Raw genomic sequence first — 13264 nt, 5'->3', positions numbered from 1 at the left:
TTAAGAGAAAAGAGAGGTGAGAATCACTTGATCAAATATAAGTATGTACTTGGAATATTTTTCGCTTGTCTTTTAGTTACTCTATGTCTCTATCCCTATTTACCAACTCGTATGGCAGTACATTGGAATGTAAATGGTGAGCCAAACGAGTTTATGAGTAAACAAGTTGTTGTAGCATTTATTCCTTGTTTTATTATTTTTTCATATGGATTTTTGTATATTATTTCACATAATATATTTAAGTTTAATGAAAGAGAGCATGGTATTATAGACGGATTTATAAAGAAAATTACGTTATTTATGTTGTTTATTCATATGCTTATCCTCTTTATTAATTTTGAGGATTTGATATCCTTTCAAACAGGATTAACGATTGGGATTAGTATGTTTCTTTTTATGCTGAGTAAAGAATTTAAGAAAATAAAAGGCAAAGAAAAAGACCCAATTAAATTACAAAAAATTCGTTTAGTAAGTAGACAGATTTTTCAAGTGATGGCATGTGGCATATTGTTTTCATTGTTTTTGAACTTAGAGTGGGGATTTTATGTATTGCTTAGTGTAATAAGCTGTGGATCTATGCTATTTATGTTATATATTTTCTATTCATACATAATAGAAAGTTATGAAACTTAAAAAAGAGTCTTCTCATTATGAGAAGACTCTTTTAATCTATTTACTTTGTAATAAATTGTTGTGTCCAGTAGTTGCCGCTTTCTACATAACCAACACCGATGTGAGTGAAGCCGTTATTTAAGATGTTTGCACGGTGTCCAGCGCTGTTCATCCAAGCTTGTACCACTTCTTCAGGTGTACGTTGGCCTTGAGCGATGTTTTCACCTGCAGATGTATAAGAAATACCAAATTTCTTCATCATGTCAAACGGAGACCCGTATGTAGGGCTGTTATGATCAAAGTAGTTGTTTTTTTGCATGTCTTCAGACTTAATACGTGCTACTTTGCTTAATTCAGTATCGATTTTTAGTGCTGGTAAGCCTTGTTTTGCACGCTCAGCGTTTGTTAATTCAACAACACGTTGTTCGAACTCGCTTAAAGATTTTGCTTCTTCAGCAGGCTTTTGCTCAGCAGGTTTTTGCGTATTGTTGTTTTCAGCAGGCTTTTGAGCTTCTGGTTTTTGAACTTCTTCAGCAGGCTTTTGCTCGGCAGGTTTTTGCTCAGCAGGCTTTTGAGTTTCTGGCTTAGCTGTTGGTTGCTCAGTTACAACATTTTCAGTAGGTTGTTGACCAGGAATGAAGCAGTTTGGTTGGAAGTTTCCTTGTTGCCATTGTGCTAATGATTCAACTCCCATAGATTGTAAGAATGCTTGTAGTTCTTGTTGGCTCATTTGCTTCATCATCATTTTTGAATGCTGAATATTTTGAACCTTTATGTTAGATGGTTGTACTGTTGCAGCTTGTGCATCTAGAGAAGATACTCCTAAAGTAAGAGCTGTTGCAGCAGCTACAGATAATAAAACACGCTTTTTCATGATGTGTGTCCCCCTATATAAAGTTTTAATTTGTTTTCACACGATTTGTTTTTGACAGCCTGTCTGACTGACAAATTCATCGTAGCATACAATTTGCGAGAAAAAAGATGGAAAAAAATTCATAGACTTTAAAATTACCTAATTTATCCTAAGAGAAGAAGGGAACAAAAATAAGAGAAATATAGAGTATAAAAGGAATTTATAGTGTTTTTATACTTGGTTTTAAGAGGGGGTTTTTGGATAAAGTTACCTAAATAGAAAATGAAGAATCCTATTGTATCAATGGTTTGAGCAATTTTTTGAGGAATATAATGGATTGATTTTTACAAAACTGTAATGTTTCTGTTGTTCTTTTTTATAATAAAGTAACATATTTTTAATGTTGTAGCAGACAAAAAAGCGGCTATCTCTTTACATAGACGAAGGAGATAGCCGTTTTCCTATTATTACGTATGTTACGAGTTATTACGAGTTAGTTTCAATTGCTTCTAATAATAAATCCACAATGTGAATTCCTCTCATTTTATGAGAAAGCCCTTCTCGCTCAATGCCCAATTTCATTTGTAATAAACAACCTGGATTTGCAGTAACAATGGTCGCTGCTTCTGTTTCATGCACACAGTCCATTTTGTAATCTAGAAATTCCATTGATAACTCTGAATGAACAATATTGTAAATACCAGCAGAGCCACAGCAGCGATCGGCATCTTTCATTTCTCGATATGTTGCACCTTGGATAGCCTCTAGTAACATACGAGGTTCAGAAGATGTGCGCATAACATTGCGTAAATGACAAGAGTCTTGATACGTAATAACCTGCGGTGTGAGTCGTAAGTCAGTTCGCTTATGGAAGTCTAGTTCTACTAGTATAGCAGTAATATCTTTAATTTTAGAAACAAACTGCTTAGCACGTTCAGCCCAATCCGGATCATCCTTTAAAAGATAATCATAGTCTACAAGATAAGCCCCGCAACCTCCTGCATTCGTAATAATATAGTCGATGTTTAAATCTTCGAATGCTTTTATATTTCGCTTTGCTAATTCTTTTGCGCCACTCTTTTCACCAGCATGTCCATGCAATGCACCGCAGCAACTTTGTGTTTTCGGAATAACGATATCACAACCAGCTAATTGAAGAAGTTTCATCGTTGCGTTATTTGTTTCTAAAAACATCGTATCCATTAAGCAGCCTGTGAAGAATGCAACTTGTTTTTTCTTTGTACTTTCTGCAGGTAAAAATGAAGGACGATCTTTCATGGCTTTCATTTTAGGGACTTTTGGTAAAACGAGATCCATCGTTGCAAGTGTTTCAGGGAATAACTTCATAATACCTGTTTTATGTGTTAGCGTTTGTAAACCAGAACGTTGATAAAATCCGATTAGTCCGGTTAATGTTCGCATTCGATTTTGATGGGGGAATAATCCTTCAAAAACGACTTTTCGAACAGCTTTCACTGGCATTGAGAATTTTTTATTTTGATTAATAATATCTCGAGCCTCTTCTAATAAATGTCCATAATTTACACCAGATGGACAAACAGGCTCACAAGCACGGCAACCAAGACAAACGTTTAATGTATTTTCAACATCTTCATCTGGTTCGATTAAACCATCAACGACTGCTTTCATTAATGCGATACGTCCGCGCGGTGAATGTGACTCTTTATATCCGGATTGAATGTAGGTAGGACAAGTAGGTAAACAAAAACCGCATCGCATACAGTTAAGTAGCTCATCTTCACTTAATCGTTCTTTAAATTCTTTTTGAATATTTTCTTTATTTAATGTGGTCATCGCTCAACCACCACTCTTTTTCGAGTGTCTTTCGCGAACATTTTTCCAGGGTTCATAATGTTGTTTGGATCGAAAGCTTGCTTTATTCCTTGCATAGCTGCAATACCTTCTTTACCTAATTTCATTTCTAAATATGGAGCTTTCATTGCACCAACACCATGTTCACCAGTAATTGTGCCACCAAGTTCAATTGCTTTCGCAAATATTTCAGCAAAAGCTTGTTCAGCTCGGTGCATTTCTTCTGCATTACGAGCATCTGTCATACAAGTTGGATGTAAGTTACCATCACCAGCGTGTCCAAACGTACAAATAGGAATATTATATTTTTTTGCAATGGCATTAATAGCTTCAACCATTGGAGCGATTTGTGAACGTGGTACAGTCGCATCTTCTAATATTGTAGTAGGTTTTAATCGTGCGAGCGCTGATAGAGCACTACGGCGAGCAGTACGAAGCGCATCTGCTTCTGTTTCATCTTTTGCAATGCGAACATCAACTGCATTCATAGAGCGGCAAACGTTAGCCATGTTTTCAATATCTCGATTGACTACTTCGGGCGGGCCGTCTTGTTCGATTAATAAAATTGCTTTTACGTCAGTTGGTAAACCGATTTGTGCAAACTCTTCTACAACTTCAATTGTCGGTTGGTCTAAAAACTCAAGTGTTGCTGGAATAATTTTATTTGCAATAATAGAAGAAACAGCACGTGCAGCTTCATTAATATCTTCATATAATGCAAGCATTGTTTTCTTTGTTTCAGGCATAGGAACAAGTTTTAATATAGCTTCTGTTACCACGCCAAGTGTTCCTTCAGAACCGATAAATAAACGAGTTAAATCGTAACCAGCTACATCTTTTGCTAATTTACCACCAGTGCGAATAATATCGCCATTTGGTAAGACAAGTTCAAGCCCCATTACATAATCACGTGTTACGCCATATTTCAAACCGCGTAATCCACCTGAGTTTTCATTAATATTGCCGCCGATTGTAGAAATTTTCATCGAGCTTGGATCTGGTGGATAAAATAAACCTTTTTCTTCTACCGCTTTAATAATATCAAGTGTAATGACACCAGCTTGTACAGTAATTGTTAAGTTTTCTTCATCAATTTCTAAAATATTGTTCATATGGCGGAAAATAAGGACGATACCGCCTTCAAGTGGACATGTTCCTGCGCAAAGATTTGTTCCAGACCCGCGCACATACACAGGAATTTTGTGAGTGTTACATACTTTTAACACTTCAGCTACTTCATTTGTATTACGAGGAGCAATGACTGCATCAGGCATTGCTTGGAAGTTTGGAGTGGCATCATAACTATAAGTTAAACGCCCCATATTGGATGTATCTACATTATCTTCGCCAACAATAGATACGAATGAATGAATAATTTGTTTTTCTAACATTGGAAATCCCCCTCAAACTGTTAACGTGTTTAGTTATAATAAACAACGTGGTAACAGTGCTTTCATTATAATGATAAAAAAGTCGAGGGATTCTTTCTATGTATAATCATCTAAAGATTAATCTGTTTTATCGTTCTTTTTTGTATGATCATCTAATAGGAGGAGTGCGAAGTATAAAACGTTTAAGTCTTTGAATTGTTTTGGATCAAGTCCTGTATGTTCTTCAATCTTTTTTAGCCTGTAATGTAATGTGTTAATGTGTATATGTAATTGTTTAGCCGTCTGTTTATAAGATTGGTTATAATCGATAAATAAGCGCAAAGTATGCATAAGCTCAGGAAATGATAATAAGTTTTCGATGGTACGCTCTAGAAATTGTTCACGCGTTTCGGCAGAAATATCTTGTAAACACATTTCTAAACGTAAATCTTCATTAAATACAATTTTTTTCGTTTCCAATGATACAGAAAGAGCGCGTAATGCTTGTTCGTAACATATGTTCATATTGTTTGAGGTAACTGTTTGTCCAATCCCGATATATAAAGGAATAGAAAATAAAGTTTCGCAGTCTTGTTTTAACCGTTTTAAAAATTGATAAGTTTGCTCTTTGGAGCTCGTTGCTGTAAATAAAATAAAACGATCATTTCCCCAACGAACAAATAGATGCTCTTTTGTTAAAATATTACGTATGTGTTGCCATATTTTACGCTGGAGCATCGTGTCATTTTTGCCAATAGAAAACAAAATAAGTTGTTTTTTCTTATATAAATCAATGCCAAGTGTTTTGGCGCGATCAAGAAAACTCGGGGACCACTCTGTATTTTGAAGCCAATCAAAGACGAAAGCTTCATAAGAACGGTGCTCAAGTTCTAGTTGCTCTAAAAAGTAGTTTTCATGAATTAATAATTCGGTCATCTTACGCAATATTTCGCCGTAGCGTGAAATATTTTCAGGTTCTCCTGTAATTCCAATGACACCAATTACTTCATCATGAAATAATAAAGGAAGATTCATCCCAGCCTTTACACCTTGCAATCGCCTTTCATCTTCTTTTGTAATGATGACGGTTTTCTTTTGTTTGGCGCAGCGGAGTGCACCTTCATGAAATTGACCAATTCTTTCTGTATCTGTACTTGCGATAATAACGCCTTCTATATTAATGATAATAATATTTTCTGTAATTAGTCTGCGTACTTCTCGTACAATTTTACTCGCTAAATCAGGAAATAGCATAATTGACACACCTCAAATTCTATTTGTTGTACATTATATATGTAAATTGAGTAAGAAAGGAAAATTTCACACTTTCCACACATTTATTTGTTATTTTACAATTATAACGAAATCATCCGAAGATGGAGGGAATCTTTTGAGGAAGTATGTTTTTCTTCTCTGTTTTTTATTTCTATTAGTAGGGTGTCAAGGAAGTTCGTATACACCAATTGCTAAAGATAAAAATGTTATTATAACAACGAATATAAAAGAAGGCAGTATTAGTTTTATTGATAAAAAAGATAAAAAGTTAATCACGACATGGGAACTAAATGAGCCAATGGCCGGAATCACACTGCTTCCAAATGGTGAGGAAATACTTGTATACGGTAAGCAATTAGAATATATGTATGTATATTCACTAACGGAAGGAAGGCAAGTGGAAAAATATAAAACTGGAAAAGGCATTGTAAATGTGGTCGTATCAGCAGATGAAAAACAATTATTTGCTGCTGATCAAAATGCTCAAAAGGTAAGGTTCTTTACGATAAATGGGAAAGAGACAGGAAATGTTTCAACAGGAAAAGGGCCTATAACGATGGTAGAGTATCAGAATCGGTTATCTGTACTAAACTTTTATGATACGAAACTAACGACAATTGATACGAAGAAAAAAGAAGTTATTCAATCCTTTATGATTCCGCCAGCATCAACAGGAGCGACGATTAGTCCTGATGGGAAAGAAATATGGATTGGCGGACATGGTGATGGAAATCAAGTAAATGAGAAAGTGTTAGTGTATTCTTTACAGAGTGGAGAAATGGTGCGTTCTTTACACGCTCCATTTATGCCTGTGAATATAACGAAGGATAGTAAGTACGTATATGCACTCAGTCATGGATCGAATACACTTAGAAAGTTTGATATTAGCACATATAAAGAAATAGCTTCTGTAGAAGTAGGGTCGAATCCATTTGCATTTTTGGAGAGCGGAGCAGAAGGATATTTAGCCAGTTATGATAGTGATGAAGTGTGCGTTATGGATATGAAGAATTTGAAAATAAAACAAACAATTAAAGTCGGAAAAGGACCGTTTCAACTCATAGAGAGGGAAGGGAAGGACAATGAATAAATATAGAGTACTAGTTGTAGATGATGAAAGTGATATGAGGCAGCTTGTTGGAATGTATTTGGATAACTTTGGATATGAGTGGGGAGAAGCTGAGAATGGAAAAGAGGCTCTTAAAAAACTAGAAACGGATCATTATGATTTCGTTGTATTAGATATTATGATGCCAGAAATGGATGGACTTTCAGTTTGTAAAGAAATTAGAAAAACGTCAGATGTACCGATTATATTTTTAACCGCAAAAGGTGAAGAGTGGAATAGGGTGAACGGTTTACGTATGGGAGCAGATGATTATATTGTAAAACCGTTTAGTCCTGGTGAATTGGTTGCCCGTATGGAAGCTGTGTTAAGAAGATATACAAAACAAGAACAGCAAGAAGAGATTCAATTTGGACCAATTCTTATCAATGAAAAAAGTAGAAGAATCGAGGCGGATGGTGAGTCGATTTCTCTTACTGTAAAAGAGTTTGATTTACTATATTTTCTTTGCCAGCATACAGGACAAGTATTTAGCCGGGAGCAATTACTTGAAAAGGTATGGGGATATGATTATGCCGGAAGTACAAGAACAGTAGATACGCACGTGAAAACGATGCGCTTGAAGCTTGGAGAAAGTGGAAACTACATTCAAACTGTTTGGGGTGTAGGCTATAAATTCGAGGTGTAACGTATGTTTACAATGGTACAAAAACTTTGGCTTACAGTAGTATGTGCAGTATGTGTAACAGTGTCCTTTCTTTATTTCGTATCTTTATACTCGTATGAAAAACTATACGTTGATAATTTAAAAGGTTCATTAGTAATGGAAGGAAAAAATCTTGCTGCTCAATATGATAAGCACGAAGGAATATCAACTTTTGAAGAGAAAGTAAGATCGTTTGATCAAATATCTAGTTCAGACGTTATTTTCGTGTCTAATCCGCGTGATTTAAGTGCATGTTTACCTTTTGATGTGCATCATCATTCCCTTATAAGTGAAGGAGATAGGCAAACGCTATTAGATGGGAAAACTGTGACAAAAATAGGATATGAAGAACATTTTGACCGTAATATTATGGGGGTTGTCATCCCTGTATTGGAAAATAAAAAATTAGTCGGAATTGTCTATTCGTATATTCCTTTAAAAAGTATAAAAGATTTAATCTATGATATGGGTCTTATTTTAGCACCGTTAGCAATTGCTATGATTTTAATTACTATATGGGTTGGAAGAAAAATTATAATTGCAATTACGAAGCCACTTTCGCAAATGGAACGGGTTGCAAATCATTTGGCTACGGGAGATTTCTCGGAGCGGATTACAGTTTCTTCAGAGGATGAGATTGGACGACTAGGAAAAGCATTTAATAAAATGGCCAATTCATTAGAAACAGAAGATGTAAAGCGTAAGGAATTTTTAGCAAATGTTTCGCATGAACTTAGAACACCACTTAGTTATATAAAAGGGTATAGCGAGGCTATTTTAGATGGCGTTGCCAAGGGACCGCAGCAGGAAAAAGTAACGCAGCTAATTCATAAAGAAGCAGGTCGTATGCAGCGTCTCGTTCATGACTTGTTAGACTTAGCACAATTAGAAGGTGAGCACTTTCCGTTAAAGAAGCAACCTATCGTTTTTTCACAGCTGATTGAAGACGTATTAGATACGTATGAGATTAAGTTTATAGAAAAGGAACTTCATATTTCAACCAATTTAAATCCAGAGATCATTGTCATGATTGATGAGGATCGTATGCAACAAGTGCTTCATAATGTGTTAGATAATGCGATACGGTATACAAATCAAAACGGAAATATCGTTATAACTTTAGAGCAAATCGATGATTACTGTGAATTGAAAATAAAAGATACAGGAATTGGCATTGATATAGAGCATTTGGAGAATCTTGGGGAACGCTTTTACCGAGTTGATAAAGCGAGAAGTCGTCAACACGGTGGAACAGGTTTAGGCCTTGCTATTGTGAAACAAATTGTTCATATACATGGTGGACAGTGGAAAATTGAAAGTGAAAAAGATAAGGGAACAACGGTTATTATTAAACTGAATGTACAGGATGAGGGGGGCATGTTCTAATTTTTAGGACATGTTCTTTATATTGAAGAAAATATTTATCCCGCTATTTGCCGGACAGTAAGACCCTCACCTCAAAATTCAACGGAAGCAAAGAAGTTAGGTGGAGGCCCTGCTGTCCGTAAAAGCCCGATTGGTGAGGGCTAATAATCAGTGGGGGATGAACAAAACCCCTACTGATTAAAGTTTCACTTTATACGTAAAAATATAAATTAATATGTAATAAATATCGAAAATTTGACTATTTTATGAACAAAACATTTGTACTTCTTATCAATTCGGTCTAAAATAGTTATGATGCAAAGTTCTTATAAATCGTTTCAATTGTTGTTTGGAAGATACTGAGGTGATTTAACTGGAGTACAAATCTATTAAACCGAAAAAAATTTACGAAGAAGTATCTGAAGCTATTTTAACAATGATTAAAAATGGTACGTTAAAACCTGGTGACAAACTACTCCCTGTGCATCAATTAGCTGAGCAGTTTCAAGTTGGTAGATCTGCTGTTCGTGAAGCGCTAAGTGCGCTAAGAGCGATGGGCTTAATTGAGATGAAACAAGGAGAAGGTACATATGTGAAGAACTTCGATTCTTCTTCATTAACGAAATCATTAAACAATAGATTATTAATGAAGAAAGAAGATATTTTGAATTTATTAGAAGTACGAAAGGTGCTTGAAGTGGGGGCAGTTCGAGTAGCGGCGGCAAAACGTACGGAAGATAATTTACAAAATATGAAACATTGGTTAGATGAAATGGCAAAGAGCATTGGAGATGAAAAGGCTGGCGAAAAAGCCGATTTTCAATTCCATATGGGAATTGCAGAGTCTTCGCATAATAACATTTTGCTTGAACTCATGAATCATGTTTCAGAGATGATTGCTGAAACGATTGGTGAATCAAGACGCATTATTTTATATGGTGAACAAACGACATCAGAACGACTTATAGAAGAGCATCAAGTTATATATGATGCGGTGTTAAAACAAGATGTAGAATTAGCGCAGCAAGCAATGCTAGATCATTTAACAAATGTAGAACATATTGTCACAGGTAAAAACGATATAAATTCGTAATTTAATCTTTTAAAAATTTAATTTTCTGATAAAATAGAGAAAGATTAAGTAAGCGTTTTCTTTAGAAGAGGGAGAGGATAGGCTATGGTTGAGCCTATTTCTTCTCTACTCAGTCATCTGATGACCATATGTTTGTTGGCGAAGTTGTAAAAAGGGGGAGTAATAGTTATGAAAGTTACTTTATTTGTTACTTGTTTAGTCGATATGTTCGAAACAAATGTCGGCAAAGCAACAGTTGAAGTGTTGGAGCGTTTAGGTTGTGAAATTGAATTTCCAGAAGCACAAGTTTGTTGTGGCCAGCCTGCTTATAATAGTGGCCATGTAGAAGCAGCAAAAGAAGCGATGAAACATATGATTGAAACTTTCGAAGATGCAGAATATATCGTTACGCCATCTGGTTCGTGTGCGACAATGTTTCATGAGTATCCGCATGTTTTCAAAGATGATCCAAAGTGGGCTAAACGTGCACAAAAAGTTGCTGATAAAACCTATGAATTTACACAGTTTATTGTAGATGTTTTAAAAGTTACAGATGTTGGTGCAAGTTTACCAGGGATAGCTACTATTCATAAATCATGTCATATGACACGTATGCTCGGAATAAAAGAAGCACCAGGAATTTTATTATCAAATGTAAAAGGATTAATTGTGAGAGATTTACCAAACGTGCAAAATTGTTGCGGGTTTGGGGGAACGTTTTCAGTTAAGATGACTCCAATTTCTGAGCAAATGGTAGACGAAAAAGTAGATAGTGTAATGGAAACAGGTGCAGATTATTTAATCGGTGCAGATTGTGGGTGTTTGTTAAACATTGGCGGACGTATTGAGCGTTTAGGAAAAGAAGTAAAAGTAATGCATATTGCTGAGGTACTGAATAGTCGCTCATGAAGGGGGAACATAAGCTATGTCTATGAAAATCAGTGAGAAAAAATTTAATGATCGCGTTGGTGATGGAATTCAAGATTCGTTTATGCGCGGAGCAGTTTCTTCTGCACAAACGCGTTTATATACGAATCGCTTAAAAGCCGCAGATGAATTAGGAAACTGGGAAGAGTGGCGAGAACTAGGTGAACAAATCCGTCAACATACGTTAGAAAATCTTGATTATTATTTAATGCAGTTAAGTGAAAATGTATCAAAAAGAGGCGGACACGTGTACTTTGCGAAGACGAAAGAGGAAGCAGCAAAGTATATTCAAGACGTTGCCAAAAAGAAACAAGCGAAAAAAGTAGTAAAATCAAAGTCGATGGTAACAGAAGAAATCAGTATGAATCATGCGCTTGAAGAGATTGGCTGTGAAGTGTTAGAGAGTGACTTAGGAGAGTATATCTTGCAAGTAGATAACGATCCACCTTCACATATTATTGCACCTGCACTTCATAAAAATAGAACGCAAATTCGCGATGTATTTAAAGAAAAGCTAGGCTATGAAAATTCTGATGACCCGTATGAAATGACAAAGTTTGTTCGTAAACAACTTCGTGAGAAATTTATGGATGCAGAAATTGGTGTAACTGGTTGTAATTTTGCTGTTGCAAATACTGGCTCTCTTTGTCTAGTAACGAATGAAGGTAATGCAGATCTTGTTATGTCAATTCCGAAAACACAAATTGCGGTAATGGGTATGGAACGTATGGTTCCGACAATGGAAGAATTAGATGTTTTAGTTGGTTTACTATGTCGTAGTGCAGTAGGTCAAAAATTAACAAGTTATGTAACGGTAGCAGGACCAATTCAAGAAGAGGAAGTTGATGGACCTGAAGAATTCCATTTAGTTGTTGTTGATAATGGTCGCTCTCAAATTCTGGGATCTGAATTCCGTTCAGTATTACAATGTATTCGTTGCGCTGCTTGTGTTAATGTATGTCCTGTATATCGTCACGTTGGTGGACATTCATATGGATCGATTTACTCAGGACCAATCGGTGCGGTATTAACACCGCTTCTAGGTGGATATGATGATTACAAAGAGCTTCCTTATGCATCTAGTTTATGCGGAGCATGTACAGAAGCTTGTCCAGTAAAAATTCCATTGCATGATTTATTATTAAAACATCGTCAAGTTATTGTTGAGCAAGAAGGTCGTGCACCACTTGCAGAAAAACTAGCGATGAAAATGTTTAGTATGGGTGCTTCTTCAGCTGCTTTATATAAAATGGGGTCAAAAATGGCACCAGCGGCAATGAGTCCATTTACATCTGGTAATCGTGTATCAAAAGGTGTTGGACCACTTAAAAACTGGACGGATATTCGGGAATTCCCAGCTCCAAGTAAAGAGCGATTCCGTGATTGGTATAAAGATCATAAGAAAGGCGGGGATAAATAATGACAGGATTAATTCAAAACCGTGATGCCTTTCTAGATAACATTGCAAAAGAACTTGGGCGCGCGCGTAAAACAGAAGATGTAGAGCGACCAGTATGGAAAAGTAATGTGAATATAGAAACGTTAAAAGATTGTTCACAAGAAGAATTACTAGAAGTGTTTAAAAAGCAATGTACAAACATTCATACAACTGTAGTAGAAACGACAAATGACCGATTAGGTGAAGACCTTCAAAAAGTAATCATGGAAAACGGCGGTGGACCTATTTTATTATCAGCAGATGATCGTTTTGATGCATATGGTTTAACATCTTTATTTAAAGAAGAACTTCCAAAGCGAGACGTTGAAGTAAACGTATGGGATCCAGAGAGAAAAGACGAAAATATGCGTTTAGCTGAAAAAGCGAATATTGGTATTGCATTTAGTGATTATACATTAGCTGAATCTGGTACAATTGTTGTACAAAGTCATAAAGGGCAAGGACGTTCTTTACACTTTTTACCGACTGTATATTTTGCTATTATTCCACGTGAAACACTTGTGCCTCGTATTACACAAGCAGTTCAGGATATGAACTTACGCGTAGAAAATGGGGAGACAGCGGCATCTTGTATTAACTTTATTACAGGGCCAAGTAACTCGGCTGACATTGAGATGAATCTTGTTGTCGGAGTACATGGACCATTAAAAGCAGTATATTTCATCGTATAAAAGAGGGGAAAGCAGGCCAGAAAATGGCCTGCTTTTTAGTAGAATAAAGGATAAT

Annotated in this window: 12 protein-coding genes; 8 read left to right on the top strand and 4 right to left on the bottom strand. The window is 35.9% G+C overall.

The window, feature by feature from the left end; all coding sequences use genetic code 11:
- The first annotated feature begins 27 nt into the window (after nucleotides 1–27).
- Nucleotides 28–633, top strand: a complete 606-nt coding sequence (locus AC1Q51_RS12480; protein ID WP_097822211.1) for a DUF1648 domain-containing protein — start codon at nucleotides 28–30, stop codon at nucleotides 631–633.
- Nucleotides 634–673: 40 nt separating this feature from the next.
- Here the strand turns inward: AC1Q51_RS12480 and AC1Q51_RS12475 are convergent, their stop codons facing one another.
- The 4 genes from AC1Q51_RS12475 to AC1Q51_RS12460 form a co-directional block, all read right to left on the bottom strand.
- Nucleotides 674–1486 (bottom strand): CAP domain-containing protein, encoded by an 813-nt coding sequence (locus AC1Q51_RS12475; protein ID WP_492331538.1) that lies wholly within the window; start codon nucleotides 1484–1486, stop codon nucleotides 674–676.
- Nucleotides 1487–1951: 465 nt separating this feature from the next.
- Complete coding sequence (locus AC1Q51_RS12470) at nucleotides 1952–3280, bottom strand: (Fe-S)-binding protein (protein ID WP_492331537.1); 1329 nt, start codon at nucleotides 3278–3280, stop codon at nucleotides 1952–1954.
- Nucleotides 3277–4689, bottom strand: a complete 1413-nt coding sequence (gene glcD, locus AC1Q51_RS12465; RefSeq protein ID WP_000890756.1) for a glycolate oxidase subunit GlcD — start codon at nucleotides 4687–4689, stop codon at nucleotides 3277–3279. Before glcD ends, AC1Q51_RS12470 begins: the two co-directional genes overlap by 4 nt.
- A 117-nt stretch (nucleotides 4690–4806) precedes the next feature.
- Nucleotides 4807–5922 carry a PucR family transcriptional regulator gene (locus AC1Q51_RS12460; protein ID WP_069355262.1) on the bottom strand — a complete coding sequence of 372 codons (1116 nt, stop codon included), beginning with the start codon at nucleotides 5920–5922 and terminating at the stop codon, nucleotides 4807–4809.
- A 136-nt stretch (nucleotides 5923–6058) separates the two neighbouring features.
- Between AC1Q51_RS12460 and AC1Q51_RS12455 the strand changes: the two genes are divergently transcribed.
- The 7 genes from AC1Q51_RS12455 to AC1Q51_RS12425 all read left to right on the top strand — a co-directional run bounded on the left by AC1Q51_RS12455 (nucleotide 6059) and on the right by AC1Q51_RS12425 (nucleotide 13209).
- Complete coding sequence (locus AC1Q51_RS12455; RefSeq protein ID WP_492331536.1) at nucleotides 6059–7033, top strand: YncE family protein; 975 nt, start codon at nucleotides 6059–6061, stop codon at nucleotides 7031–7033.
- Entirely contained in the window at nucleotides 7026–7697 is a 672-nt protein-coding gene (locus AC1Q51_RS12450; protein ID WP_001046397.1) for a response regulator transcription factor, read from the top strand. The genes AC1Q51_RS12455 and AC1Q51_RS12450 overlap by 8 nt, the downstream gene beginning before the upstream one ends.
- Before the next feature lie 3 nt (nucleotides 7698–7700).
- Complete coding sequence (locus AC1Q51_RS12445) at nucleotides 7701–9101, top strand: sensor histidine kinase (RefSeq protein WP_053564942.1); 1401 nt, start codon at nucleotides 7701–7703, stop codon at nucleotides 9099–9101.
- A gap of 382 nt (nucleotides 9102–9483) precedes the next feature.
- Nucleotides 9484–10173, top strand: coding sequence for a FadR/GntR family transcriptional regulator (locus AC1Q51_RS12440; RefSeq protein ID WP_254904515.1), 690 nt, complete (start codon nucleotides 9484–9486; stop codon nucleotides 10171–10173).
- A 168-nt stretch (nucleotides 10174–10341) separates the two neighbouring features.
- On the top strand, nucleotides 10342–11061 hold the full coding sequence (locus AC1Q51_RS12435; protein ID WP_492331535.1) for a (Fe-S)-binding protein: 720 nt from the start codon (nucleotides 10342–10344) through the stop codon (nucleotides 11059–11061).
- Between the two features lie 16 nt (nucleotides 11062–11077).
- Nucleotides 11078–12499 (top strand): LutB/LldF family L-lactate oxidation iron-sulfur protein, encoded by a 1422-nt coding sequence (locus tag AC1Q51_RS12430; RefSeq protein WP_000061930.1) that lies wholly within the window; start codon nucleotides 11078–11080, stop codon nucleotides 12497–12499.
- Nucleotides 12499–13209 carry a LutC/YkgG family protein gene (locus AC1Q51_RS12425; protein WP_016513120.1) on the top strand — a complete coding sequence of 237 codons (711 nt, stop codon included), beginning with the start codon at nucleotides 12499–12501 and terminating at the stop codon, nucleotides 13207–13209. Before AC1Q51_RS12430 ends, AC1Q51_RS12425 begins: the two co-directional genes overlap by 1 nt.
- Nucleotides 13210–13264 lie beyond the last annotated feature (55 nt).

This window comes from Bacillus sp. MT94 (assembly GCF_058792475.1).
The sequence above is the reverse complement of the archived record's forward strand: the minus strand, read 5'-3'. Positions and strand labels throughout refer to the sequence as shown.